Annotated in this window: 21 protein-coding genes, 1 tRNA gene and 1 riboswitch; of the genes, 11 read left to right on the top strand and 11 right to left on the bottom strand. The window is 66.8% G+C overall.

Annotated elements, in window-relative coordinates; all coding sequences use genetic code 11:
• Positions 1 to 126 precede the first annotated feature (126 nt).
• The 3 genes from ACIPXZ_RS16885 to ACIPXZ_RS16875 all read left to right on the top strand — a co-directional run bounded on the left by ACIPXZ_RS16885 (position 127) and on the right by ACIPXZ_RS16875 (position 2696).
• Positions 127 to 915: a methylenetetrahydrofolate reductase gene (locus tag ACIPXZ_RS16885; RefSeq protein ID WP_400596470.1), complete on the top strand. Its 789-nt coding sequence runs from the start codon at positions 127 to 129 to the stop codon at positions 913 to 915.
• Positions 916 to 1064: 149 nt separating this feature from the next.
• The gene (locus ACIPXZ_RS16880; protein WP_400596467.1) at positions 1065 to 2096 is read left to right on the top strand and encodes a DUF4073 domain-containing protein; all 1032 of its coding nucleotides are present in this window, start codon (positions 1065 to 1067) and stop codon (positions 2094 to 2096) included.
• Between the two features lie 81 nt (positions 2097 to 2177).
• On the top strand, positions 2178 to 2696 hold the full coding sequence (locus ACIPXZ_RS16875) for a DUF4395 domain-containing protein (RefSeq protein ID WP_400596465.1): 519 nt from the start codon (positions 2178 to 2180) through the stop codon (positions 2694 to 2696).
• Between the two features lie 103 nt (positions 2697 to 2799).
• On the opposite strand, the gene ACIPXZ_RS16870 is transcribed toward ACIPXZ_RS16875, so the two are convergent.
• On the bottom strand, positions 2800 to 3570 hold the full coding sequence (locus ACIPXZ_RS16870; protein WP_400596463.1) for a MerR family transcriptional regulator: 771 nt from the start codon (positions 3568 to 3570) through the stop codon (positions 2800 to 2802).
• Between the two features lie 187 nt (positions 3571 to 3757).
• Between ACIPXZ_RS16870 and ACIPXZ_RS16865 the strand changes: the two genes are divergently transcribed.
• Positions 3758 to 4381, top strand: a complete 624-nt coding sequence (locus ACIPXZ_RS16865; protein WP_400596461.1) for a DUF1345 domain-containing protein — start codon at positions 3758 to 3760, stop codon at positions 4379 to 4381.
• Positions 4382 to 4437: 56 nt separating this feature from the next.
• Here the strand turns inward: ACIPXZ_RS16865 and ACIPXZ_RS16860 are convergent, their stop codons facing one another.
• The 7 genes from ACIPXZ_RS16860 to mgtA all read right to left on the bottom strand — a co-directional run bounded on the left by ACIPXZ_RS16860 (position 4438) and on the right by mgtA (position 13285).
• On the bottom strand, positions 4438 to 4944 hold the full coding sequence (locus ACIPXZ_RS16860) for a flavin reductase family protein (protein ID WP_400596459.1): 507 nt from the start codon (positions 4942 to 4944) through the stop codon (positions 4438 to 4440).
• Complete coding sequence (locus ACIPXZ_RS16855) at positions 4928 to 6352, bottom strand: LLM class flavin-dependent oxidoreductase (RefSeq protein ID WP_400596457.1); 1425 nt, start codon at positions 6350 to 6352, stop codon at positions 4928 to 4930. Before ACIPXZ_RS16855 ends, ACIPXZ_RS16860 begins: the two co-directional genes overlap by 17 nt.
• Positions 6353 to 6388: 36 nt before the next feature.
• Entirely contained in the window at positions 6389 to 7447 is a 1059-nt protein-coding gene (locus ACIPXZ_RS16850) for an ABC transporter permease (protein ID WP_400596455.1), read from the bottom strand.
• Positions 7447 to 8343: an ABC transporter ATP-binding protein gene (locus ACIPXZ_RS16845; protein ID WP_400596453.1), complete on the bottom strand. Its 897-nt coding sequence runs from the start codon at positions 8341 to 8343 to the stop codon at positions 7447 to 7449. The genes ACIPXZ_RS16850 and ACIPXZ_RS16845 overlap by 1 nt, the downstream gene beginning before the upstream one ends.
• Positions 8340 to 9389, bottom strand: a complete 1050-nt coding sequence (locus tag ACIPXZ_RS16840) for an ABC transporter substrate-binding protein (RefSeq protein ID WP_400596451.1) — start codon at positions 9387 to 9389, stop codon at positions 8340 to 8342. Before ACIPXZ_RS16840 ends, ACIPXZ_RS16845 begins: the two co-directional genes overlap by 4 nt.
• Positions 9390 to 9736: 347 nt before the next feature.
• Positions 9737 to 10444, bottom strand: a complete 708-nt coding sequence (locus tag ACIPXZ_RS16835) for an MgtC/SapB family protein (RefSeq protein ID WP_400596449.1) — start codon at positions 10442 to 10444, stop codon at positions 9737 to 9739.
• 93 nt (positions 10445 to 10537) lie between these two features.
• Positions 10538 to 13285 (bottom strand): magnesium-translocating P-type ATPase, encoded by a 2748-nt coding sequence (gene mgtA / locus ACIPXZ_RS16830; RefSeq protein WP_400596447.1) that lies wholly within the window; start codon positions 13283 to 13285, stop codon positions 10538 to 10540.
• Between the two features lie 386 nt (positions 13286 to 13671).
• Positions 13672 to 13844: riboswitch (M-box (ykoK) riboswitch) on the bottom strand.
• 541 nt (positions 13845 to 14385) lie between these two features.
• Here mgtA and ACIPXZ_RS16825 point away from each other — a divergent pair.
• A complete protein-coding gene (locus ACIPXZ_RS16825; protein ID WP_400596445.1) occupies positions 14386 to 14622 on the top strand; it encodes a hypothetical protein in 237 nt (78 codons plus the stop codon).
• 106 nt (positions 14623 to 14728) lie between these two features.
• On the opposite strand, the gene ACIPXZ_RS16820 is transcribed toward ACIPXZ_RS16825, so the two are convergent.
• Both ACIPXZ_RS16820 and ACIPXZ_RS16815 read right to left on the bottom strand, forming a co-directional pair.
• A tRNA-Thr gene (locus tag ACIPXZ_RS16820) sits at positions 14729 to 14802 on the bottom strand.
• Positions 14803 to 14920: 118 nt separating this feature from the next.
• Complete coding sequence (locus ACIPXZ_RS16815; RefSeq protein ID WP_400596443.1) at positions 14921 to 15826, bottom strand: DsbA family protein; 906 nt, start codon at positions 15824 to 15826, stop codon at positions 14921 to 14923.
• A 136-nt stretch (positions 15827 to 15962) separates the two neighbouring features.
• Here ACIPXZ_RS16815 and ACIPXZ_RS16810 point away from each other — a divergent pair, with 136 nt between their 5' ends.
• The 5 genes from ACIPXZ_RS16810 to ACIPXZ_RS16790 all read left to right on the top strand — a co-directional run bounded on the left by ACIPXZ_RS16810 (position 15963) and on the right by ACIPXZ_RS16790 (position 22760).
• Entirely contained in the window at positions 15963 to 17465 is a 1503-nt protein-coding gene (locus ACIPXZ_RS16810) for a trehalose-6-phosphate synthase (RefSeq protein ID WP_400596441.1), read from the top strand.
• Complete coding sequence (otsB, locus tag ACIPXZ_RS16805) at positions 17462 to 18316, top strand: trehalose-phosphatase (RefSeq protein WP_400596439.1); 855 nt, start codon at positions 17462 to 17464, stop codon at positions 18314 to 18316. The genes ACIPXZ_RS16810 and otsB overlap by 4 nt, the downstream gene beginning before the upstream one ends.
• 168 nt (positions 18317 to 18484) lie before the next feature.
• Entirely contained in the window at positions 18485 to 19567 is a 1083-nt protein-coding gene (locus ACIPXZ_RS16800) for an ABC transporter ATP-binding protein (protein WP_400596437.1), read from the top strand.
• A 136-nt stretch (positions 19568 to 19703) separates the two neighbouring features.
• A complete protein-coding gene (locus ACIPXZ_RS16795) occupies positions 19704 to 21302 on the top strand; it encodes a family 20 glycosylhydrolase (protein ID WP_400596435.1) in 1599 nt (532 codons plus the stop codon).
• A 69-nt stretch (positions 21303 to 21371) separates the two neighbouring features.
• On the top strand, positions 21372 to 22760 hold the full coding sequence (locus tag ACIPXZ_RS16790) for a DUF4032 domain-containing protein (RefSeq protein ID WP_400596433.1): 1389 nt from the start codon (positions 21372 to 21374) through the stop codon (positions 22758 to 22760).
• Positions 22761 to 22895: 135 nt separating this feature from the next.
• Here the strand turns inward: ACIPXZ_RS16790 and ACIPXZ_RS16785 are convergent, their stop codons facing one another.
• Positions 22896 to 23531 carry a DUF2461 domain-containing protein gene (locus ACIPXZ_RS16785; protein ID WP_400596430.1) on the bottom strand — a complete coding sequence of 212 codons (636 nt, stop codon included), beginning with the start codon at positions 23529 to 23531 and terminating at the stop codon, positions 22896 to 22898.
• A 121-nt stretch (positions 23532 to 23652) separates the two neighbouring features.
• Between ACIPXZ_RS16785 and ACIPXZ_RS16780 the strand changes: the two genes are divergently transcribed.
• Entirely contained in the window at positions 23653 to 24549 is an 897-nt protein-coding gene (locus ACIPXZ_RS16780; RefSeq protein ID WP_400596428.1) for an aminoglycoside phosphotransferase family protein, read from the top strand.
• Positions 24550 to 24696: the final 147 nt, after the last annotated feature.

Here is a 24696-nt window from a genome sequence, read left to right as displayed (position 1 = left end):
AAGGACGCGACATCCCCAACAACCTCACCCACATCGCCGACACCATCCAAGACTCCGGCACCACCCGCCAAGAAGCCCGCACCCTCCTCACCACCGAGAACTGAGACCGTTCGGAACGGGGTAGCCATGCTGTCTATACACCTGGAAGTCATCCCGACGGAGGGCATCGTCGACGCCGTCCGCGGTGCCTTGCCGCCGTCGTCGTCGCTCAGCGTGACCTGCCTGCCCAAGCATGGCGTCGCGGCCACACTGAAGACGGCCTCCCGGCTCTCGGAGCTCGGGTACACCGTCACCCCGCATCTTGCGGCGAAGGCGATCACCGGCCGGAAGGAACTGTCGGACATCCTGTCGGAATGCGCGGCGGCAGGCATCTCCGAGCTCTTCGTGATCGGTGGGGACCTGCCGAACGCGGCAGGTCCTTACGGCACGGCCGAGGAGCTTCTCCGGGAGATCGGGCAACTCGACGGCGACCGCTTCACGACGGGAGTGGCCGGGTACCCCGAGGGGCATCCACGCATCGGCGACGACGCGTTGCTCGATTCCCTGCGGCGCAAGCAGGAGTACGCGAGCCGCATCGTCACACAGATGTGCTTCTCGGCGGAGCACATCCGGGACTACGCCGGGATGCTGCGGCGCGAGGACATCACGCTGCCGATCAGGGCCGGGGTGGCCGGGGCCGTGCCGAAAGCCAAGCTCGTGTCCCTCGCAGGCCGGATCGGCGTCGGCCCCTCCCTCCGGTTCCTCAGCGGCAAGGGATCACTGGCCCGCCGTCTGATCGTCGGCGGCCGCTACGTGCCGGAGACACTCATCGAGGAGCTTGGCGCGGTTCCTGGGATCGACAGCATCCAGCTGTACACCTTCAACGCGCTTCCCGCACCGGCCATGCCACCCGGAGCCCCCGCCGGCGGGGAATAGAACCCTGCCAGGGAGAGCATTCGGTGAACGGCATTCACCGGACGTTCACTCCGCTGTCTAGACAAGTGCAATCGGGGCGGGGCGTGCATTCACCCTGGCTTGCGAGGGTTGAGGGGTCAGACCCCTCCCAGCGAAAGACTCACCGCGCCATGAACCCCCTCACCCGACGCACAGCCCTCGCGTCCTCCCTGGCAGGCCTCGCCGCCCTCGGCACCACGACGGCGGCGCAGGCCGACGCACCCTCACCCGGCACCCTCGGACGCGGGCGACCCAAGAGCGTCTTCTCGGTCATCAGCGACATTCAGGGCGATCTCCACGATTTCGCCATGGCCCTTCAGGACATCGAAGAGACCAACCCCCGCAATCGGAGCGCCGGACTCGTCATCAACGGCGACATCACCCCGCGCGGCTATGACTTCGAGTACCGGGACGTCAAGAAGGTCCTGGAGTCCAATCCCCACCCCCGGAACGCCCACTGGGTGATCGGCAACCACGAGTTCTACGTGCCGAAGTGGGCCACTCCCACCACGTTGCAGCAGGCCACCTGGCCGAACGGCTGCACGGAGCAGACCCTTTTCAACAACTTCTACGATTTCACCGGCCGCCGGAAGGTCTACACGGAAGTGGACCTTGGCGGGGTCCCCGCCCTGCTGCTGGGCACGGAGAAGTACATGCACTACCACGACTCCAAGCTGTGGGATGAGGTATGGATGAGCGACGAGCAGTTCTCCTGGCTCGAATCCCGGCTCGCGTACTGGGCCCGGCGGAAGAAGCCGGTGATGGTCTTCTGCCATCACCCGCTGCCCAACACGGTCTCGGGAACCCGCAACGCCCTCTACAAATCCGACTACCTCCAGCCGGACCGGGTACTGAACCTCCTGGGTCAGTACCGCAACGTCTTCTTCTTCAGCGGCCACACCCACTGGGATCTGAACCTCTCCGATTGGGCGGTGCGCCGCATCGTCCCCGGCACAGGGAACCCCGAGGGCTTCATGACCGTCAACACGGGCGCCATCCAGACGCTCTTCGAGGACGACGGCCATGGCGGCGAGCGCTCTCTCGACCCGTTGGAGGCCAGTGGGCTTCAGGTGGAGGTCTTCAACGACTCGATCCTCCTCCGTGCCCGTGACTACCGAAGGGCGGCGTGGATCAAGGAACTCCACGTTCCGCTGTTCTTCTGACCGTGGTCCCCGGGACGGTCCGTCCGTCGCACGGAGCAACATTGCTTCCCTCTGAGGACGGGCCGTCCCTATCCTGGGCGCATGACCGCCTCCTCTTTCGGCACCGGGCTTCGGCGGGCGTTCGCGTTCCCCAACCCGGTGAATGAGTACGCCGCACGTTCCACGGCCGGCGTCATCGTGCTGCTCAGCCTGGTGACGCTGGTCCTGGGGCTCGCCGCAGGCTGGGGCTGGTTGCTCTGGCTCATCGCCCTGGGCTTCTGGCTCCGCGTGGCCGGTGGCCCGAGGTACTCCCCCGTCGGGCGCCTGGCCGTCCACGTCATCGCACCGAGGATCGGTAAGCCCCGCCTGGTCGCGGGGCCGCCCAAGCGCTTCGCACAGGGCATCGGTGCCGTGGTGTCCACGGCGGCCGCACTGTTCTGGAGCCTCGGTCTGGCTCCCGTCGCCTGGGCGCTCCTGGGCGTACTCATCGTGGCCGCGTCCCTCGAAGCGTTCGCAGGGTTCTGCCTCGGTTGCTGGATCTTCGGGCGTCTGCAGTCTGCGGGAGTCATCCCGGAGAGCGTGTGCGAGGCCTGCAACAACATCAGCCTTCGCCGGGCCTGATCCGTATCCTCCGCTGCTCGCGAGATGCCAGTTGGGCACAGTCCTGAGGCTCAGGACTGTGCCCAACTGGCATCTCGCGAGCAGCGGACCGTGCGGAGCACCGTCAGGAATCCCGGCGCTCCACGTAGACGCGGAGGGTGTCCCGGACGAACTCCGCACCGCTCTGTCCGCCGTAGTGCGCGGCGAATCGCTCATCCGCCACATACATCTCGGCCAGACCCAGCAGGTACTCCGCGGAGGCCCCGTTCGGGTACCCCGGGGTGCCGGGGATTCCGGACAGCCAGGCGTCGTGCCGCGCCGCGAGGTCCTGGGCCTCGGCCCCGGCCGGCTCCAGCCCTCGTTCAGCCCCGCTCACCCAGGCCGCACTGAGCGCCTCCTGGCGTTCCTTCCATGTCTGCTGACCGTCACGGCCCAGACCCCGCCACCAGGCGTCCGAGTCCGCATAAGCCTTGGCACCCCAGCGTTGTTCCACTTCTTCCTTGTACTGCGTGTGGTCGAAGCCATCGAACATCTCCTGTGCCATGAGCCGACCACCTCCTTTCAATTGTTCGACGGTGTTTTCCACGGCCTGGATCTGACGGCTCAGCCGGTCCTGCTCCTGGCGGAGCAGCCCGAGATGGTGCCTCAGAGCCTGAGCAGGCTCCTGCTGCCGGTCCAATACCTCCGCAATGACCGGCAGCCCGAGTCCCAGGCCACGGAGGAGAAGAATGCGCTGAAGCCGGACCAGAGCCGCCTGATCGTAGTAGCGGTATCCGTTGTGCCCCACTGAGCTCGGCTGCAACAGCCCCACCTGTTCGTAGTGCCGCAGTGTGCGGCTGGTGGTCCCGGCAAGCCGGGCGATCTCCTGGATGCTCCAGAGCGTGTTCTCCTCCATGCCTTCCAGCGTAGAAGTTGACGTAGCGTCAAGGTCAAGTGGTCCTTCGGGCGACGCCACCGAGCCTCGTATCAGGTGCCGGATGGGCCCTACCATTGCGGTTATGGCCCGGAACCGGAGAAGAACACGCACCTCATCACGGCTTCGCCCGCAGAACAGGGCTCCCAGTACGGGGTTCATCGTCCACATGATCACCCAGCTCGCTCTGTGCGTGCTCGGTTTCTTCCCGGTGATGGTGGCGGAGAAGGACCTGAGCGTCTTGTCCTTGCTGGCCCTCTGGTGCCTCTTCGGCACCGTCTATTCCGTGGTCATGATCGTCCGTCTCGGGCGTCAGGCCGGGGTCGTCCAGACGGCCGAGCAGGCCGTTCCGGTGGCCGCCGAAATCAGTCCCGTCGCCCGGATCGTCACCATCGCCGCCACCGTCCTCGCCAGCATGATCGGCGTGACCGCAGCCGCTCAGGTACTGTTGACACCCAGCACCGCCGAGGAGGACGTGAAGATCCTCGCCTATGCGGTCGGCGTCTGGAGCATGCTGCTCGCCTGGGCGCTCATGCACTGGGGCTTCGCCCAGATCTACTTCCAACGGCACTACGGCAGAAAGGGACCCCTGCTGAGGGTCCCGGGAACCACCAGACCCCGCATGGTGGACTTCGTCTACTTCTCCTACACCATGGGCACCACCTTTGCCGCGTCGGACTGCGAGGTGCTCGATTCCCGAGGCCGCTGGCTGGTCACCTGGCACTCGATCCTCAGCTTCTTCTTCAACGGCTTCATCATCGTTCTGGCCCTGAACACGATCTCGGGGAAGTGAGCACACGGCCCACTTCCCCGAGAATGCACCCGGATCATCCCGGGCGACGGTGTCACCTAGACGAACGCCGGCTGCCTCAACCCCGTGAACGCCGAGCCGTGGAACACCAGCGGGTCCACGTGTCCTTCCCGCACCTCATGCGCATGCACTCTCAGAAGCACGACGGCGTGATCCCCGGCCGGGACCTCCTGCTCCACCGAGCAGTCGAGCCAGAGGGCTGCCCCCGGCAGGAGCAGCGCCCCTTCGCTGCTGACGCTCACGGGGAGTCCGGCGAAGCGGTCGCCGTCCTTGGACGCGATCTGTCGTGCCGCATGTTCCTGATGAGCGGAGAGGACCGACACTCCGAGCCTGCCGGAGCGACGCAGCACCGGCCAGGTCCTGGAGGAGTTCTGAACGGCGAACATCACCAGGGGCGGGTCCAGCGAGACACCCACCGTGAATGTCGACACCACCAGACCTTGCGGCGCACCGTCCACCAGCGCGGCGAGCGCCGCCACGCCACTGGGCACCTTGGCGAAGGCGTGGCGCAACAAGGCGCCGTCCGGATCACTGACGAGCGGCATGTGCGGCACCTCCCCCGAGCAGCACTGACTGTGCCTCTGCGGCACCGCCGCCTGCCGCTCTCACGGGTGCTCCGTCGTCGTCAGCGCTCCTGCCCGTGAAGAGGCTCGCCGGCCGGGGCAGCCCGTAGTGCTCACGCAACGTGGTCCCCGTGTACTCGGTGCGGAAGAGACCGCGTTCCTGCAGAATCGGAACCACCTCCCGGGTGAAGACCTCCAGGCCGGACGGCAGGACCGGGGGCATGATGTTGAAGCCGTCGGCGGCCCCGGTCGTGAACCAGTGTTCGATACGGTCGGCCACCTGGACCGCCGTTCCCGCGAAGGTCTGGTGTCCACGGCCGCCACCCAGGCGGCCGATGATCTGGCGGACCGTCAGACCCTCATCGCGGCCGAGCGCCACGATCAGGGTCCTGCGGCTCTTGTTCGCCTCGATCGCGGACTCTTCGGGGAGGTCCTCAGGGAGCGGACGGTCCAGTTCCAGTCGTGAAGGGTCGACGCCGAGGACGCCGGCGAGGTGCCGGAGCGCGTGCTCGGGCAGGATGAGGCGGTCGAGCTCCTCGTCGAGGGCACGGGCCTCGGCCTCGGTGGCGCCGATCACCGGGACGATCCCGGGCAGGATCTTCACGGTGTCGGCGTCCCGGCCCGCGAGCGCCACCCGCCGTTTGAGGTCCGCGTAGAACTCACGGGCGCTCTCAATGCTCTGGTGTGCCGTGAACACGGCCTCCGCCCAGCGGGCTGCGAAGTCCCGTCCGCTCTCCGAAGAACCGGCCTGGATGATCACGGGCCTGCCCTGCGGCGAGCGCGGGGCATCGAGCGGACCGTCGACCCGGAAGAACTCTCCGCGGTGCAGCACGGGGTGGACCTTGGAGGCGTCCCCCCAGGTGCCGCCTCCCTTGTCCCCCACGTGAACGTCGTCCTCCCAGCTGTCCCAGAGCTTCTCGGTGACCTGAAGGAACTCCTCCGCCCGGGCGTAGCGGTCGGCGTGACCGGGCTGGCTCGCCAGGGAGAAGTTCCGTGCCGCAGCATCCCCTGCGGTCGTGACGACGTTCCAGCCGGACCGGCCTCCGCTGATCTGCTCCAGGCCGGCGAAGCGCCGCGCCAGGTTGTACGGCTCGTTGTAACTGGTGGACGCGGTGGCCACCAGCCCGATCCGTTCGGTGACCGCCGCGATGGCGGCCAGAAGCACCGTCGGCTCGATCACGCCGTAGGGCCGCTGGGTCACGTCCCCGTGGAGCACCGGGGAATCGGCGAAGAACACGGCATCGAAATGCGCCCGCTCCGCGGTCTGGGCGAGCCGCTGGTAGTGCGTCACGTCGGTCGCGGCGTGGGTGTCGCTCTCCGGCAGGCGCCAGGAGGCCTCGTGATGCCCGTTGCTCATGAGGAACGCGTTCAGGATGAGTTGGCGTGGCATGGGTTTTCCTTCCTCTTCAGGCTTGCTTGTCAGTGCTCAGCGGCCGGTCTGGGCCAGACGCCAGCGGGAGAAGTGGCGTTCCAGAGCCACCAGGAGATAGTTGACGGAGAATCCCAGGGCCGCCACCGTGAGGATCCCGGCATACATGTCGGGGATCAGGAAGCTGGACTGCGCATTGGTGATCAGGTACCCGAGGCCCGCCTTGGCCCCGACCATCTCGGCTGCGATCAGGACCAGGACCGATGCGGTGCCGGCCATCCGGATCCCCGTGAAGATGGTGGGCACGGCGGAGGGCAGGATCACTTTGGTGAAGAGCCGCCCGCTGCCGAGACCCAGTGTCCGGGCGGCGCGGATGAGCAGCGGATCCACGCTCCGGGCGCCCAGGATGGTGTTCAGCAGGACGGGGAAGAACGCGGCATAGGCGACGATGCTGATCTTGGAGACCTCGCCGATGCCGAGCAGGAGGGTGAACACGGGGAGCAATGCGAGGGCCGCGGTGTTCCGGAAGACCTCCAGGAGAGGGTTCAGGAAGCGGTCCAGCCCGCGGTACCAGGCGATCAGCAGCCCGAGCGGGACGCCGAGGCCCACAGCGATGGCGAATCCGCTCACCGACCGGCCCAGGCTGGCGAGCACGTGTTCCTGCCACTGCCCGGTCTCCACGAGCTTCCCCAAGGCGGCGATGACCTCATGGAGCGGCGGGAGGAAGACCTGGGTGGCCGGGCTGAGGAACAGGCCGGGCCCGAACTCCCAGAGAAGAAGGAACAGCAGCACCGCTCCCGTGGACCAGAGGAACCGGACCACCCCGCGGCCCAGGCTGCGCACCGCCTGCGCAGCGGTGTCCGGAATTCTCGTCGGCAGTGGACCCGCGGACGACGACGGCGCCACCGGTGTCCGGGTCTCCTCGCCGAGGCGGCCGTCCGCCGCCGTCGTCGGCCCAATGCCACCTGCGGTCCCAGCGCCGCTGCCAGTCCCAGCGCCACCGCCAGTCCCAGCACCGCTGCCGATCCCGGTGTTGATACCGATCTCAGTGCGGTCCGCCGCAGCGGCATCCGCCCCGGCGCGTGGAGCGGTGTCGTTCAGGGTGTTCGTGCTCATCAGGCCACGCTCCTCTGCGGTTCTGCGGCGAGCTCTTCCGCGGTGCCGTCCGGCTGGATCTTCTCGTGCCCGGAAGCCTGCGCCCGGCGGACCTCGTCGTGCAGGAGTTCCCAGAGCTGATGGCGCTGCCGCACGAATTCCGGGCTGGAACGGAGGTCCGTTTCGGCCGAGCGGTCGCCCAGCTCGATGTCCACGACCGTCTTGACACGGCCGGGGCGCGAGCTGAGGACGGCCACCCTCTGCCCCAGGTACACCGCTTCCTCGATGCCGTGAGTGATGAAGACGATCGTCTTCCCGGTCCGTTGCCAGAGCCGGACCAGTTCGTCCTGCAGTTGTTCACGGGTCTGCGCGTCCAGCGCCGCGAAGGGTTCGTCCATCAGCAGCACCTCCGGCTCGTAAGCGAGGCTGCGGGCGATCGCCACGCGCTGGCGCATGCCGCCGGAGAGCTCATGGGGGTACCTGTCATCAAAGCCGGACAGGCCGACCAGCGAAAGATACTCGGAAGCCCGTTCGCGCCGTTCCTTCCGGTTCAGGACCTTTCCGTCCAGCGGCCGGTCCTCCAGCCCGAAAGCCACGTTCTCCGAGGCGGTGCGCCACGGAAAGAGCGCGTACTGCTGGAAGACGACCGCACGGTCGGGACCTGGTCCTGTCACGGGCCGTCCGTCCAGGAGGACCTCACCGGTATCCGGTGCGGCAAGACCCGCAAGGATGTCCAGCAGGGTCGTCTTGCCGGATCCGCTGGGACCCACCAAGGTGAGGAATTCCCCGGCAGCCACATCCAGGGTGATGTCCTGCAGTGCCACGAGCTGACGCGGTTCGGCGGAACGCGGGCCCTTGCCGGCCCGGACAGTGAAGCTCTTGCCGACCTGGCGGAGACTGATCTTGGGCGTGCTCATTTCTTGGCCCCCGTCCCGGCGGTGACCAGGGAATTGAACTCATTCGTGTAGTACTTGGACGGATTCACGTCCTGGCTGAGGATCCCGCTGTCCTTCAGCCAGCTGTTCCACCGCTGGAAGTCCTCGTCCTTGATCTCCCCCTTCGCAGGGAGGGCGATGCTCTTGAAGTACTTCAGCGTGGCCGTGCTCTCGTTGCGGTGACGCTTGGTGATGATGTCCGTGAAGCGCTGGATGACCTGCGCGCGCGGGGTGTTGCGGGCCCATTCGATGGCTTTGGCCACCCCGGTGGTGAACGTCCTCACGGTGTCGGGGTTCTTCGCGATGAAGTCGTTCCGGAAAACATACTGGCCTCCGGCGAAGGCGCCGAAGAGACCGTAGTCGCTGAAGAGGGAATGCAGTCCGCCCGCCGCGATGGCGTTGTCCTGCAGAACCCCGTTCAAGGCGCCGACGTCCACCTGCCCGCGCCGGATCGCCTCCTCGGTGTCATTCGGCGGGACCACCACGAGCTGGACCTGTTTGATCTCGTCCTTGCTGAGCCCGTTTTTCTGGAGATAGGTGGTGATCACGGCTTCGGAGTGCGCCCCCAAAGTGTTGACCGCGATCTTCTTGCCGATCAGGTCCCTCGCGGTCTTGATGGGACTGTCGTCCTTCACGTAGTAGCCGTAGAAGGACTTGGCGTCAGACCCGTAGTAGTTGATCACGGCTTTCACGGGTGCCCCGGCTTCCTGGAGCTTCACCACGGCACCGGTGAACGCCCCTCCGAAGTCCGTGTTTCCGGTGGCCGCGTTCTGGATGCTGGCAGGACCACTGGTGGTGTTCCCGATCCAGTCGAGCTTCAGATCCCCCAGATATCCGAGATCCGCTGCAAGCTCGGGCAGGGTCACGTTGTTGGTGCTGCCCTCATAGCGCAGGGTGGTGGCTTCGCCCTGCGCGTTCTGGGCCGTCGCCGCTCCCCCGCAAGCGCTCAGCACGAGTGCGGTGGCACTCATGATCGCGGCCGCGATCACTGCCCTGCTCACGGTTCTCTTGCTGATGTTCTTGCCCACGGGGCCTCTCCTCTTCGCTCCGACGGACCGGGTGGCCCGCCGCGTGGCATCCATCTGAGCAGAAGCATGGGCGGATTTCGCGGCCCGGTTCACGCGAGGAAAGGCGGCTCAACATTCGCGCCGTGGTCGGCGTACGACGGCGGATGACGCCGCACGACGTCCCGTAGCGCCGGACGGCCGATGTGCAGGACCGGAGACCCTTGGAAAGCACCGGCGGGTGACGTCCCAGGACTCCGGGTCACGGAGTGTGACGCCGGATCACCCGGGATGTCCTACCCCGCAAGGCCGGTTCCGCCGTCGCCCGTCACTCGCAGGTGACGGAGAAAGTCGTTCCGTGACCTCGCGGTTCAGTCTTCTCCCCGGATCTCGCTGGCATGCCAACGGACGCCTGTGACCTCCGGGATGGGGATCACGCTGGCGATGGCGGTCTCCAGTGCTGCGTCGTTGCGCTCCGCCGCGCTCAGCACCACGGTCAGTTCGGTCTGTCCGTCCTGGATGTCCTGCGCCTCCAGGGAGTGGACGGTGAATTCGGGCCGCTGTACCGCCTCGACGACGGCGGAGCGGACCGCGACCTCAGCCAGCGTGCTGGAACGCACGACGAAGTGGTATTCGGTGGCCACCGCCTCACTGAAGCGGCCGGTCCGGCGATCGAGCCTGCGGCCCAGCGGGCGGAGCAGCAGATTGGAGAGGACCACCGCTGCTGTGCCGCCGACCGCCGGCAGCAGCATGCCTCCTCCGGCGAGTGCTCCGACCGCCGCTGACGCCCAGAGGGTGGCCGCAGTGTTGAGCCCCGAAACCGACGCACCCTGCTTCATGATCACGCCGGCGCCGAGGAAGCCGATGCCGGAGACGATCTGGGCCGCCACCCGGGTGGGGTCGGCATGTTCGCCGGTGAAGCTGAAGGCGCCCATGATGACGAACAGTGCGGCACCCAGGCTCACCAGGGCGTTGGTGCGCACCCCGGCGATCCGCGAGCGCAGCTGCCGTTCGAAGCCGATGAGGGCGCCCAGGCCGAGGCCGGTCACCATGCGAAGTGTCAGGTCGAGTGCGTCCATGAGGTTCCTCCTCTGTTTCGTGAACGGCTTTCCTGCGCACGACGACGACGGCGGCCTCGTTGCCGCCGTCGTCGTGCGCAGGATGGGACGGAGTCAGATCCAGGCGCCGAAGCGTCGGATGAAGACACGCTTGGCGGTCTCCGCCACCAGGCCGTAGGCCGCGATGGTCAGCACCAGCCACGGGAAGTAGGTCCACGGCAGTGCCACAAGCCCGAGCGAGGCGCCGAACCCGGTGAAGGGCAGCAGCAGGCCGAACGCGCAGACCGCCAAGGTGGCGAGCAGTACGGAGCGGCTGGCACGGGACTGCAGGAAAGGAATCCTGCGGGTCCGCAGGATGTGCACGATCACCGTCTGGGAGATGATCGACTCCACGAACCAGCCGGACTGGAACAGCGCGGCGTGTTCCGGGGTGTTGGCCGCGAAGACGAACCACATGAGCGCGTAGGTGCTGATGTCGAAGATCGAGGACAGCGGCCCGATCCAGACCATGAAGCGGGACAGGCTCTCCGACTCCCAGGCGCGCGGGCGGCTGAGTTCCTTCTGATCCACCTTGTCCCACGGGAGCGTGAGCATGGAGATGTCGTAGACCAGTCCTTGCAGCAGCGTGACCACGGGGATCATGGGCAGGAAGGGCAGGAGGGCCGAGGCGACCAGGACGCTGAACATATTGCCGAAATTGCTGGAGGCGGTCATCTTGATGTACTTCATGGTGTTCACGAAGGTCCGGCGGCCTTCGATCACACCGTGCTCCAGGACCGTGAGGTCCTTGTCCAGCAGGATGATGTCAGCCGACTCCTTCGCAATGTCCACGGCGGTGTCCACGGAGATGCCGACGTCGGCGGTGCGCAGGGCCGCAGCGTCGTTGACCCCATCGCCGAGGTAGCCCACCGTGTGACCGTGCTCGCGCATGGCTTCGATGATGCGGGCCTTCTGAGCCGGGTTGACCTTGGCGAAGAGAGTGGTGCGCTCCGCGAGTTCACCGAGCTGGGCGAGGTCCAGAGCCTCGGTCTCCTGGCCGAGCACCACGGCGCCGGTGTCGAGTCCGACGTCGGCGCAGACTTTCTGCGCCACGAGTGCACCGTCGCCGGTGATGACCTTCACGGCCACACCGTTGCGGGCCAGGCTCGCCAGCGCCGGGCCGGCGCTGGCCTTGGGCGGGTCGAGGAAGGTCAGGAAGCCCACCAACGTCATGTCCCGCTCGTCCTGGACGGAATAGTCGAGGTGCCCTCCGGAGGCGGGCTTCCCGACGAGCTCGGCGGCCGGGATCTCACGGACCGCGACGGCCAGCACCCGCAGGCCGAGGGCGTTCTGCTCCGCGACGAGCTCCTCGATCTCGACCCGTCGGGCATCGCTCAGCGGGGCCGCGGTGCCGCCCGGGACACGGCCGGTGAGCTCCTGTGTGCAGAGCCCCAGCACTTCCTCCACGGCGCCCTTGGTGACCACGGTGTGGCCGGAAAGGTCTTCGACCACCACCGAGAGCCGCCTCCGGGCGAAGTCGAACGGCATCTCATCCACCAGGGTGTAAGCACCGGTGATGCGGGGCAGTTCATCCCCGGCGGAATCCAGGATGGCACGGTCCAGCAGGCCACGCAGGCCGGTCTGGAAGTGCGCGTTGACCGCGGCGAACAGCAGGGTCCTCTCGCTGCCCCGGCCCGTGGAGTCCAGGTGCCGTTCCAGCACGATGCGGTCTTCCGTGAGCGTTCCGGTCTTGTCCGTGGCGAGCACGTCCATGGCGCCGAGGTTCTGGATGGAGTTCAGACGGCGGACGATCACCCGGTGCCTGGACATGAGGGTGGCGCCCTTGGCGAGATTCGCCGTGACCACCAGCGGGAGCATCTCCGGGGTCAGGCCGACCGCCGTGGTGACACCGAAGAGGAAGGCGCTGGTCCAGTCCTTGGTGAGTCCGTTGATGACGAACACGGTCGGAACCATGATCAGCATGAAGCGGATGAGCGTCATGCTGACCTTCTTGATCCCGGTGTCGAAAGCGGTCTCCGGGCGGGTTCCGGAGAGCGATGCGGCCAGCGAACCGAAGGCCGTCCGGTTTCCTGTCGCTACGACGACCGCTGTTCCGGAACCGGACACGACCGAGGTGCCCATGAAGCCGAGGTTGTCGGCACCGAGCGGGTCCACGTCCTGGAGAGGGTCCCCGGTGGGGCCGGAGGGAGCGGCGGGGGCGAGGGCGCCCGCCGCCTTCTCGACCGGCATGGCCTCACCGGTCAGCATGGACTGGTTGATCTGAAGGTCCTTGGTCTTCAGGAAGCAGACGTCCGCGGGGAGCATGTCTCCGGCGGCGAAGCTGAGGATGTCGCCGGGGACGATCCCCTGGATGTCCTTCTCCCCGGTAACGGGCTTGCCGTCGAGGCAGCGGGTCACCGTGGCCGTGGTGGTGACCATGGCGCGCAGCTTCTCAGCGGCGTTGCCCGCGCGGTACTCCTGCCAGAAGCGCATGACGGCACTGATCGTGGCCATGGTGCTGATGGTCAGGAAGCCCTTGTAGTCCGGGCCGTCGGAGGGGTCGGCGAGGACGACGTCGGTGACGAACATGACGCCGGCCAGGAACAGCAGGATCAGCACGAACGGGTTGGCGAAGGCCTTGAGGAACTGCACTGCGGCGGGTGCCGGGCGATCGTGGCGGATGTCGTTGGGGCCGAAGCTCTCCAGGAGGTCCCGGACATCGGCGGGGGTGAGTCCTTCGGGTGCGCTGCCGAGGTGGCGCAGGGCGGCATCGGGGGCCATACGGGCGATGGCCAGCAGCTCCGCGGAACGGGCGGTGTTGCTCTGCCGGGCGGTGTCGAGGGTGGCGGTGCGCTCTGCACCGCGGCTGAGGAAGGTCAGCATGATGTACTCCTTGGCTGCCTGCGGCGGCCGGAACACGGCCGCCTAGGCTGGGCAAGGGGACGGCGGGGCGCGCGGAATCCACGGTACGGTCGCATGAAGGCACAGCTGTGCTACGGCGAGGTGCTGCCCGACGGCGAGCTCGGCAGTGAACTTGGCACTGCGTGGCGAGGCCGGTGGCCGGGTGTCAGCAGGTGTGGAGTGGGTGCGCGGAGGCGGTCCCCAGATAAAGAAAGCGTTGACTACTACTGTCCGCAGAAATGGGACTCACCTCCTGTACGGCTCGTGCGCGCACCGCGAACGTGGAGGTCCGGGACACGGTGGGTCCCGGCTTGCTGGACGTGACATCCTGGCTCAGGACACGAGGTCCCGTGAGCGAGGGGATGCTGCTGTCGCCTCCACGTAAGAGCTTTGGCACTGCACGACGTATCCGGAACGAATCCGGAAGCCACCTTGGGTCAACCCTTAAGCCGGGAAGACCTGTCCTAACCTTGGGCGTCTCTCGACGTCGTGAGATCAGTGGCCTGTGTTCATACAGAAGCCTCGCCTAACGAAGCGTGCACCTCCATGGTACGCCCGGGTTAACAGACGGGCAAACCGGCGGGGTGTGCTGGCGGGGCAGGCGGGCCCGCGAGGTGAGCCGGTCGGGCAAGCATGCGAGGCCCACTTGCCGAGTCAGCTATCCAGGGCGCGAATCCGCGACCCGGGATAGCGGACTCGCGCCCCGAGTAGCGGACTCACCCCAAAGGAGGGGCAAGAGGGCGCCGGAGGGACGCGGTCTTCCGGTGTCGGCGTGTGGTGAAAGACGAAAGGCCCCGGAAGCAGGCGGATTCCAGGGCCTTCTCGCGGGACCCTGCCGGATTCGAATCGGCGCCCCTCTGTCGACAAGACACTTTGCCGCCGTCCCGGCAGTTCGGTCGAGGTCATCGATCAGGTCCGGGCATTGACGCCCGATTCAGCGGCCTCCTTGATGGCAAGGTCCCGATCGGCCCTTGTTGACCGCCTCTGCGATTTCCCGACGGTCAACACCGACGGTGCCACCGCAGTCGCGCGGGCGTCATCGGGTAGGGTGTGGCTCAAAGTGCGTCGAGCAAGGGGGCCCTGTGACCGTCGAAATGAATCTCAACTGGGACGAGAATTCACTGAACAACTTCATCGCTGAAATGCAGCGGAAGATTCAGGAGATCGTGGAGTCTGTGGAGGTGTCGCCCGGTGATTCGGTCGAGGACATCACCCAGAACCTCATGCAGCGCTTCACCGCCGCCGGCCTGCAGGCGGATCCCACGAGTGTCAAAGAGTACGCACAGAAGGCATGGGCTGAGGCCCACAAGAAGGATTAGTCCAGGCCGCTCAGTGAACAGTTGAGCACAGCCCATGGCAAAGAAAAGGCCCGCCCAGTTTCCTGGGCGGGCCTATTTCATTGAGATTCCGCAGATCTCCCTGCCGAGCCCCCTGCCGGATTCGAACCGGCGACCCCCTGTTTACAAGACAGGTGCTCTGGCCAACTGAGCTAAGGAGGCAGGCGCCGCGTGAAATCACGGCGGCGCGGCTTAAAGCGTAACGGAGACGTGCGGAAGCACCCAAAACGACGGCGGCCCGGTCCTCATGAGGACCGGGCCGCCGTCGAGCGGTCGCGGCTTACTTCTTGGCGGCCTTGGCGGCGATCGCCTTGTTCACCATGTCCGGGAACTGGGTGCTGGCGTCCGCGCCCGCACCGAACTGCTTGCCGTCCACGAAGATCGTCGGGGTGCCGACCACGCCGGTCGCCGTCGCCTCCATGGTGGTGTTCTTGACGAACGGCCGGAAGGTGCGGTCATTGACGCACTGGCTGATGTCCTTCGCTCCGACGTCCTGAGCGATCTTGATCAGCTGGTCGTTGGTGAGGCCTGCACTGCCTTCGGCCGGCTGCTGGGCGAACAGTGCCTTGAAGTACGCCGGGTACTTGTCGGGCGAGACATCCAGAACGCAAGCCGCGGCTGCCGCGGCGCGCGAGGAGTAGTTGGTGGTGGAGCGGGAATCGAGCAGGCCGATCGGACGGTACTCCACCGTGATCTTGCCGTCCTTGACGTCCTGGTCCAGCAGCGAACCGTAGGTGTCTTCGAAGTTCTTGCAGACCGGGCAGATGAAATCGACGTAGGCGACCACCTTCACGGGCTTGCCTGCTTCCGCGTCAACACCGGGAGGGGTCGCAGCGGCACCCTGGCTCGGGGCCGCAGTGGGCTGAGCCGGGAGGGTCGCGGTGTTGACCTGGGAGGCCTTCTGCGCCTGCACGCCGTCCTTGGTGAGGATGACGCCGCCGTGGATGTTGGCGTTGGCCGGGGTCGCACCCGAATCGGGGATCGGGGCGTTCTGCGCGTTGCTGGCCATGATGGACCAGACGACGATCGCCACCACCAGGACGGCGGCCACCACCACGCCCCAGATCAGAAGGAGCTTGTTGCGCTTCTCCTTCTTGAGCTGCTGCTCCCGGATGATGCGTGCCTTTTCACGGGCTTGGGCAGTACGTTCCGCCTTGCTCAGGCGCGGTTCATTCGAAGGGCTCATGCTTCCTCAGTCGATGTGGGCTCAAGGCCATGGGCTGCCAGGTCGTAACGATTTTATGTCAGGTGTCTGAGAAACACCTGTCCCCCGCGGACTAGGCTGGTCCACGAGCCTGGAAGTCAATCTCTGAGGGGGCCTCATGAGCACGGAAGACAACAGCCAGACCACCGAACAACACTCATCACGGCGTTTCGATTTCGTCGTGGTGGCCAATCGTCTGCCGGTGGACCGCGTAGTGGACGACGACGGCGCTCTGCACTGGCGCCGCTCCCCCGGCGGCCTCGTCACAGCCCTCGCCCCAGTCATGCAGGAGGCGGAAGGCGCATGGGTGGGCTGGCACGGCGCCCCGGACGAGGTCCTCGATCCGTTCAGCCACGACGGCACCGACATCGTGCCGGTCCCGTTGAGCTCCGACGATGTGAAGCTCTATTACGAAGGCTTCTCCAACGCCACCCTCTGGCCGCTGTACCACGACGTGATCGCCCGGCCTGAGTTCCACCGCACCTGGTGGGACGCCTACCGCAAGGTCAACCGGCGCTTCGCGGAGGCCGCCGCCAAGGTGGCGGCCGAGGGCGCCACGGTCTGGGTCCAGGACTACCAGCTGCAATTGGTCCCACGACTGCTGCGGCAGATCCGGCCGGATGTGACCATCGGTTTCTTTAACCACATCCCCTTCCCGCCGCAGGAGATCTTCGCGCAGCTGCCGTGGCGGCGCGAGGTCCTGGAGGGGCTGCTGGGCGCCGACCTGGTCGGCTTCCAGCGCAGCAGCGACGCACGGAACTTCCTGCGCGCGGCGACCCGGCTGACCAGCGCCTCCCTCGCCCGCACCGCGCCGTCGGTACGGACTCCGCTGCCGCGTTCGCAGACCCTCTCCGTGGACACCGCGCTGCCGACCGCTCATCAGTGCGTGGCCGAGGCCTACCCGATCTCCATCGAAGTCTCGCAGATCGAGACCCTGGCGCGGGATCCGAAGGTCGTGGAGCGCGCCCGGCAGATCCGCCACGAGCTCGGCAATCCGCGCACCGTGCTGCTGGGTGTCGACCGGCTGGACTACACCAAGGGCATCCGGCACCGGCTGAAGGCTTACGAGGAGCTCCTGAAGGACGGCGACCTGAGCGTCGAGGACGCCTGCCTGATCCAGGTGGCCAGCCCGAGCCGCGAGCAGGTGGAGGAATACCGTCTGCTCCGTGAGGAGATCGAGGGAACCGTCGGTCATATCAACGGCGCCTTCGACACCCTGGGCCGCACGGCCGTGCGCTATCTGCACCACAGCTACCCGGTCGAGGAGATGGTCGCCCTCTACCTCGCCGCCGACGTCCTGCTCGTGACCGCTCTGCGGGACGGGATGAACCTGGTGGCCAAGGAGTACGTGACCGCCCGCGTGGACAACACGGGCGCTTTGGTCCTCTCCGAGTTCACCGGTGCCGCAGACCAGCTCAAACAGGCGTTCCTGATCAATCCGCACGACATCGACGGTCTGAAGGCCGCCATCCTCGCGGCCACGCGGGTGTCCCGCGCGGAGGCCGCCCGGCGGATGCGCTCCATGCGCCGCCACGTGATCACACACGATGTGCGTGATTGGTCGGCGGCGTTCCTAGACCGCCTGGACGCCCTGAAGAACTCCTCGGAGAAGACGGCATGAGCGCCGCCCGTCCCGGAGACCCGGCACCCGCGGAGCTCGGCAAGGAGCTGAAGGCCGCCGTCGCCCAGCTGGCCACCGCTCCCCAGCTCCTGGTGGCCCTGGATTTCGACGGCACCCTCTCCCCGCTCGTGCCGCATGCCGACGACGCCCGCCCTTTGCCGCGCTCGGCTGCGGCGCTCAAGGGCCTCGCGGACCTTGAGGCGACGACGACGGCGCTCGTCTCCGGCCGTTCGCTGCACAGCCTGCGGGCCGTTGCCAAGCCGGGGCCGCGGACGGTCCTGGTGGGCAGTCACGGGGCCGAGCTGTGGCTCGGCGAGGGCAGCAGCGGGCTGAGCCTGGATCCGGAACAGCAAGAGCTCCTCGCCCGCGTACGCGGCCTTCTGCAGGAAGTCGCGAGCCAGGCGGAAGGCTGCTGGGTGGAGGAGAAGCCGGCCGGCGCCGTGCTGCACACCCGGCAGGCGACCACGGACGACGCGGTCGACGCCGAGGCAGCGGCCCGGCACCTCCTGGAACGCATCCACGGGGTCCATCTGATGGCGGGCAAGCGGGTCCTCGAAGCCTCGGTGGTGCATTCGTCCAAGGGCGAGACTCTGGAGTTCCTCCGCACCGTCCTCGGCCCCGTGAGCGTCCTCTACGCCGGGGACGACGTCACCGACGAGACCGCGTTCGCGCGCCTGATCACCGACCCCGATCTGGAGCATCCCGATCTCGGGGTCAAGGTGGGTGAGGGGTTCACAGCGGCACGTTTCCGGGTCGACTCCCCGGAGGATGTGGCGACGCTGCTGGAGCACCTGTTCACGGCACGTTCACGCGAGACGGGAGACAAAAGTCACATCGATCTGCCATACTGAGGATGTGATGTGACGCACATTACCGTGCGGCGTCGCCTTGAGTGCGGGATCCGCTCTGACCGGTTCGCGGAACCGGTGGAGGGACCCCGCACTTTCACGACAACTGAATACTCACCATTCACTACGGATCGTTCGGCACGTACCTGCCGATGAAGGGACACGATAACTGTGGCTACAGTTACCTATGACAATGCAACCCGCCTCTACCCGGGTACCAGCAAGCCAGCCGTTGACAAGCTCAACATCCAGATCGCAGATGGCGAATTCCTCGTTCTGGTCGGCCCGTCCGGCTGCGGCAAGTCCACCTCTCTGCGCATGCTCGCCGGCCTCGAAGACGTCAACTCCGGCCGCATCCTGATCGGTGACCGCGATGTGACCGACGTTCCCCCGAAGGACCGTGACATCGCCATGGTCTTCCAGAACTACGCGCTGTACCCGCACATGAGCGTTGCCGACAACATGGGCTTCGCCCTGAAGATCGCCGGCGTGTCCAAGGAAGAGCGCATGACCCGCGTCCGCGAGGCCGCCAAGCTCCTCGATCTCGAGCAGTACCTGGACCGCAAGCCGAAGGCTCTCTCCGGCGGTCAGCGTCAGCGTGTCGCCATGGGCCGCGCCATCGTGCGTAACCCGCAGGTGTTCCTCATGGACGAGCCGCTCTCGAACCTCGACGCCAAGCTCCGTGTCCAGACCCGTACCCAGATCGCGTCCCTGACCCGTCGTCTCGGCGTCACCACCGTCTACGTGACCCACGATCAGACCGAGGCCATGACCATGGGTGACCGCGTGGCGGTGCTCAAGGACGGCCTGCTCCAGCAGATCGACACGCCTCGTAACCTCTACGATCGCCCGGCCAACGTCTTCGTCGCAGGCTTCATCGGCTCCCCCGCCATGAACCTGCTCGAACTTCCCGTGGCCGACGGCGGCGTGAAGTTCGGCGGCACCGTCTACCCCGTGGCTCGTGAAGTGCTCCAGGAGGCCAGCGGCAGCACGGTCACCCTGGGTGTCCGTCCCGAGGACCTGGAGTCCGCGCCCGAGGGTGAGGGCCTGCAGGTCGAGGCCGACGTCGTCGAGGAACTCGGCGCCGACGCTTACGTCTACGGCCACACCACGCTCGACGGCAAGCAGCACGACATCACGGCCCGCGTCGACGGCCGTCGTCCCCCGATGAAGGGCGACACCATCTGGGTCCGCCCCCAGCAGGGCCACGTGCACCTCTTCGACACCAAGACCGGCGAGCGCGTCGGCGACTGATCAACCGCCCGCGGCTCACCGCCGGCCCTCGCTGACCCGTCAGCAGCCAGACGGCCCGTTCCCCTTGGAACGGGCCGTCTTTGGTACCCACTCGATTCTTCAGACCGTCATCCAGCGATCCCGCCAGGAGCATTCCGTGTCACAGCAGAACCTCATCACGCCCGCACCCTTGTCCTTCGTCCCGTCGCCCGGGACCACCACTCTGTCACCGCAGACCCAGATCCTCGCCGCCGCGGGCGCAGAGGCGGTGGCCGCACAGTTCGCCGCCTGGCTGCGGGCAGGCACCTCCTGGGACGTGCCCGTGGTGAGCACCCCGACCGGTTCATCGGTCATCACCTTCGCCCTCGACGACACCGTCGACGGCCAGGAAGCCTATTCGGTCAGCGTGGACGACGACGGCGTACGGCTCACCGCAGCCCGCCCCGCCGGGCTCTTCTACGCGGCCGCCTCGCTGCGCCAGCTGCTGCCTGCGGCACTGGAGAAGGGGTACACCGAGTCGGTGGTTCCGTCGCTGGAACTCGGCCACGTCGTCATCGATGATGCTCCCCGTTTCGCGTACCGGGGCCTCATGCTCGATGTGGCACGCAGTTTCTACCCTCTGGACGAGATCCGTCGGCTCATCGACGTCATGACCCGTTTCAAATACAACATGCTGCACCTCCATCTCGCGGACGACCAGTCCTGGCGGATCGAGCTGGACACCCCGGAGGACAACCCCACGGGAATCGACTTCACGGAGCTGGCGCGCATCGGCAAGGACGGCGGCGTGGATCGCGAGGGCTGGGGCCTGGGCCCCGGCCGCACCGGGTACTACACCCAGGACGACTACCGCTTGATCGTCGAGTACGCCGCGGATCGTTTCGTCACGGTGGTCCCGGAGTTCGACGTCCCGGGCCACGTCAACGCGGCCCTCGCCGCCATCCCGCAGCTGAACCCGGACGGCATCGCCACGAGTCCGACGGCGACCGGCGAGGTGGGCTTCTCAACCCTGTACAACGACAATCCGCTGACCCGTCCCTTCGTGGCCGAGGTGTTCCGTCAGCTCGCCGCGCTGACTCCCGGAGAGTACCTGCACATGGGCGGCGACGAGGCTCTCGTCACCAGCAAAGAGGACTTCGTGGCCATGGTGGCGGACTTCGCCGCCTCGGTGGCCGCGACCGGGAAGACCGTCATGGGGTGGAACGAGTTCGCCCAGGCGGAACTGCCGCGTGGCGCCGTCGTCCAGTACTGGGACGGTGACATCGAGCCGACCCTCAAGCAGGTCCGGGAGAACGGCGCGCGAGTGGTCATGTCGCCCGGCAAGGGCAGCTACCTGGACCAGAAGTACGACGAGTCCGACCCGATCGGCCTGAAGTGGGCCGCCGTCGGCGACTGGGACCTGTACTACGGCTGGGACCCGGTGCGGGACGGCCTTCGCGAAGAGGACCTCCTGGGTGTCGAAGCCCCTCTCTGGAGCGAGACCATCCGGAATCTGGATCAGGCACACTGGCTGATCTACCCCCGTGCGATCGCGGTGGCCGAGACCGCCTGGACCAGCCCGGACGGAAAGGACTCCGCGGCGTTCGCCGGCCGGCTGGGTGCTCTCGGTGAGCGGCTGGTCGCCCTGGACGTGACCTTCCGTCCCAGCCCCGGCATCGACTGGAACGCCCTGCCGAGGGACCCGTTCGAAGGGGTGGACCTCTCCGCCGTCGTCCCGCTGCCGGAGAATGCCGGCGTGGCCGCCGAACACGACTGAGGCGCGCAGGACCGATTCAGGGCTCCGGGCCCCTGCGGGGGCCCGGAGGCTTTAAGGGAAGATGGAAGCATGAGCGAGAACGCGTCCTCCAACGGGGCACAGTGGCACGATGAGCCCACCGACTACGAACAGCTGGGCAAGCTGCCGCGAAGCGAGAACGGCACGGCCGAGCCGATGCCGGGGCCGGTGGTCGGTTCGCTGAACATCACGGCAGCCAGCGCTGATCCGGAGCTGCTGGACCTGCCGTGGCACATCGCGCTGGAGGAATGGCCTCAGAAGAACCTGGCCGCCCTGCCGCGCGGCATCTCCCGTCACGTGGTTCGCTTCGCACACCTCAGTGGCAGCGTCATCGCCATCAAGGAGACCAGCGAGCATGTGGCCCGCCACGAGTATCACATGCTCCGGAAGCTGGCCCGGCTGGACGTGCCGGGCGTCGAACCCGTGGCCGTCATCACGGGACGCACCACCCCGGACGGGCGTCCGCTGAACCCGTGCCTGGTGACACGGCATCTGAAATTCTCCATGCCGTACCGTGCGTTGTTCTCCCAGATGCTCCGCAAGGACACTCTGACCCGCCTGATCGACGCCCTGGCGTTGCTGCTGGTACGGCTGCACCTGATCGGCTTCTACTGGGGCGATGTCTCGCTCTCCAACACGCTCTTCCGCCGGGACGCGGGCGCCTTCGCCGCGTATCTGGTGGACGCCGAGACCGGCGAGCTCTACCCGGATCTGTCCACCGGCCAGCGCGAGTATGACCTGGAGATCGCCCGGGTCAACATCGCCGGTGAACTGATGGATCTGCTGGACGGCGAACTGATCGACGAGCTCGTGGACCCTGTCGCGACGAGCGAACGGATCATGGAGTCATATCGCAGGCTCTGGGACGAGCTGACGGCGAAGGAATCCTTCGAGCTGGGCGAGCGGTGGCGCGTCGGCGCACGGATCCGCCGTCTGAACGAGCTGGGCTTCGATGTGGAGGAGTACGCCATCAAGACGACGGCGGACGGCTCCACCATCCAGCTGCAGCCGAAGGTCGTCGACGCCGGGCACCACCAACGGCGTCTGCTGCGCCTCACCGGCCTGGACGCCCAGGAGAACCAGGCCCGCCGCCTCCTGAACGACATGGACGCCTACCGTGCGGACAACTACCCCGGGCAGGACGAGGAGATCAGCGCTCATGCCTGGGTCTCCCAGGTCTTCGAACCGATCGTGCGTTCCATCCCCCGCGAGCTCTCCGGCAAGCTGGAACCGGCCGAGGTGGTGCACGAGGTACTGGAGCACCGCTGGTACATGACGGAGAAGCGCAACCAGCACGTGCCGATGGCGGAGGCGCTGCAGTCCTACATCGACGATGTGCTGCGTCACCGCCGTGACGAAGCCACCCTGCTCCTGAACCCCGACACCGATCTGCTCAAGGTTCTGGAAGCAGGCGTGATCAGCGCCGACGACGAGGACTGAGGCCGGCGGCGAGTTCACGGATGTCTGTGAGTCTGATCGGTCCGAGAAGCGAAACAGGATAATCTGCTGGCTTTCAACCCGCGGAATGGGAGATCTCCCACCGGAAGCTGACGCCGGATGCAGCCTGACGGAGGCTCACTCCGAGAGATTCGACCGCAGCCACTCCACGAAAGGCGTCAGCTTCCGCCACTCTCCCTTGATGTGGTCCAACGCGCCGGCCCCCGGCAACCACTCGGGCGTGCCGAGCGTCTTCCCTGCCGTGAGGGATTTGTACTTCAGGAGTTCCGCTCGTGGGTGGTCCGCCGGATAGCCGCGAGGAACCCGCTGCAGCGTCTCACCGCCGAGCGCGAACCCTTCGGACTGGAGGCCCTCCGTGATCTGCACCAGCTCCTGTCCGGTCACGGGTGCGGCCACCGCCTCGCGCAAGCGGGCGAGCTGAGCGGGGGTCGAAGCGTGGAAGCCGCCACCCACCATCAGCCCTTCCGCATCGAGGTGGAGATAGTGCCCGATGCCGTCTGCCGCAGCGGCGAATCCGCCCTGGGCCGTCTTGTACGGGGACTTGTCCCTGCTGAACCGGACATCGCGCTGCGGCCGGAAGACCTTCGCCGGCCCGAACTCACCGGACAGCTCATCGAGGAGGGACACCATGGGCTGCCGTATCAACTCTTCGTAGGCGTCCTTATGCTCGAGCCACCACTCTCTGGTGTTGTTCTCCTCCAGTTCGGCGTAGAAGCCCGCCCCGCCCACGGGGAATCCCTCGAATGCACTCATGCGCCCATTCTCTGTCCTCCGGTGTCCTGGGTCCAGGCCGGCTCGCACTCCGCCGGCCATGGTCTCCGGCGGCACACGGTAGCGTGGGCGGATAAGCCGGGGACGGAAAGACGGATCGATCATGATGCATGAAGACCAGATACCTCTGAGCGATACACACGCAGCGGAGCTCATCATCAGCCAGTTCCCCCACTACCGTGGGGAACGCATCAGCAGGCTGAAAGCCGCGGGGACCGTCAACACCATCTATCGTGTGGGGGAACGTACGACGGCGCGCTTCCCGCTGCGCAACGATGATCCCCAGAGGCTCTATGGGGTACTCCGCTCCGAGGCCCTTGCGATGGAGGAGTTCAGGACGGCTTCGCCTTTCCCGGGCCCGGAGCCTCTGGGCATCGGGCGCCCATCGGAGGAGTACCCACTGCCCTGGAGCCTCCAGGGGTGGCTGTCAGGACAGAATCCGACGCCATCCAGCCATGAAGACTCCCCCGCCTTCGCCGCGGACCTGGCCGAGCTCGTCGCCGGTCTACGTGCGCATCCGGTCCGCGGGCGCACCTTCGCCGGCGGAGGACGGGGCGGTTCACTCCGCACGCACGAGGAATGGATGCAGGAATGTCTTCGCCGCAGTGAGGGCCTTCTGGACGTCCCCCGTCTGGGACGTCTCTGGGCGCGCTTCCGCGAACTGCCGGAGGGCCGGCAGGCGGTCATGAGTCACCGTGATCTGATTCCCGGCAATCTCCTCGTGGACGGCCGTCGGCTGGCAGCCGTCCTGGATACCGGTGACTTCGGCCCGGCCGATCCGGCCCTGGATCTGGTTGCGGCCTGGCACCTGCTCGATGGCCAGCGACGACCGCTGTTCCGGGAGCTCCTGGACGTCGACGAAGCCGAATGGCGGCGCGGAGCGGCCTGGGCCTTCGAGCAAGCCATGGGACTGGTCTGGTATTACCGGGAGTCCAATCCGCCTATGAGCGAGCTTGGTACGAGCACCCTGGACCGGATCCTGGCCGACGGCAGCCTATGAGGCCTCGGTGCCTGTGTCTGTGGGTGCCATGCCGTGTGTCCGTGTGTGTTGTTTTTAAATGGTGGTGGCCCCGGGCGTCGTTGCTCGGGGCCATCACTGGTGGTTGTGTCCGGCGGTGTCCTACTCTCCCACACCCTCTCGAGTGCA

This window comes from Arthrobacter sp. NPDC090010 (assembly GCF_044748305.1).
GTDB lineage: Bacteria > Actinomycetota > Actinomycetes > Actinomycetales > Micrococcaceae > Arthrobacter_E.
Note: the sequence above shows the minus strand (reverse complement) of the source record. Positions and strands in the feature narration are given on the sequence as shown.

What these genes read in the sequence shown, in the direction of transcription:
- ACIPXZ_RS16885 (WP_400596470.1), top strand. Translation starts at nt 127, where the DNA reads ATGCTGTCTATACACCTGGAAGTCATCCCGACGGAGGGCATCGTCGAC.
- ACIPXZ_RS16880 (WP_400596467.1), top strand. Translation starts at nt 1,065, where the DNA reads ATGAACCCCCTCACCCGACGCACAGCCCTCGCGTCCTCCCTGGCAGGC.
- ACIPXZ_RS16875 (WP_400596465.1), top strand. Translation starts at nt 2,178, where the DNA reads ATGACCGCCTCCTCTTTCGGCACCGGGCTTCGGCGGGCGTTCGCGTTC.
- ACIPXZ_RS16870 (WP_400596463.1), bottom strand. Translation starts at nt 3,570, where the DNA reads ATGGAGGAGAACACGCTCTGGAGCATCCAGGAGATCGCCCGGCTTGCC.
- ACIPXZ_RS16865 (WP_400596461.1), top strand. Translation starts at nt 3,758, where the DNA reads ATGATCACCCAGCTCGCTCTGTGCGTGCTCGGTTTCTTCCCGGTGATG.
- ACIPXZ_RS16860 (WP_400596459.1), bottom strand. Translation starts at nt 4,944, where the DNA reads ATGCCGCTCGTCAGTGATCCGGACGGCGCCTTGTTGCGCCACGCCTTC.
- ACIPXZ_RS16855 (WP_400596457.1), bottom strand. Translation starts at nt 6,352, where the DNA reads ATGCCACGCCAACTCATCCTGAACGCGTTCCTCATGAGCAACGGGCAT.
- ACIPXZ_RS16850 (WP_400596455.1), bottom strand. Translation starts at nt 7,447, where the DNA reads ATGAGCACGAACACCCTGAACGACACCGCTCCACGCGCCGGGGCGGAT.
- ACIPXZ_RS16845 (WP_400596453.1), bottom strand. Translation starts at nt 8,343, where the DNA reads ATGAGCACGCCCAAGATCAGTCTCCGCCAGGTCGGCAAGAGCTTCACT.
- ACIPXZ_RS16835 (WP_400596449.1), bottom strand. Translation starts at nt 10,444, where the DNA reads ATGGACGCACTCGACCTGACACTTCGCATGGTGACCGGCCTCGGCCTG.
- mgtA (WP_400596447.1), bottom strand. Translation starts at nt 13,285, where the DNA reads ATGCTGACCTTCCTCAGCCGCGGTGCAGAGCGCACCGCCACCCTCGAC.
- ACIPXZ_RS16815 (WP_400596443.1), bottom strand. Translation starts at nt 15,826, where the DNA reads ATGAGCCCTTCGAATGAACCGCGCCTGAGCAAGGCGGAACGTACTGCC.
- ACIPXZ_RS16810 (WP_400596441.1), top strand. Translation starts at nt 15,963, where the DNA reads ATGAGCACGGAAGACAACAGCCAGACCACCGAACAACACTCATCACGG.
- otsB (WP_400596439.1), top strand. Translation starts at nt 17,462, where the DNA reads ATGAGCGCCGCCCGTCCCGGAGACCCGGCACCCGCGGAGCTCGGCAAG.
- ACIPXZ_RS16790 (WP_400596433.1), top strand. Translation starts at nt 21,372, where the DNA reads ATGAGCGAGAACGCGTCCTCCAACGGGGCACAGTGGCACGATGAGCCC.
- ACIPXZ_RS16785 (WP_400596430.1), bottom strand. Translation starts at nt 23,531, where the DNA reads ATGAGTGCATTCGAGGGATTCCCCGTGGGCGGGGCGGGCTTCTACGCC.
- ACIPXZ_RS16780 (WP_400596428.1), top strand. Translation starts at nt 23,653, where the DNA reads ATGATGCATGAAGACCAGATACCTCTGAGCGATACACACGCAGCGGAG.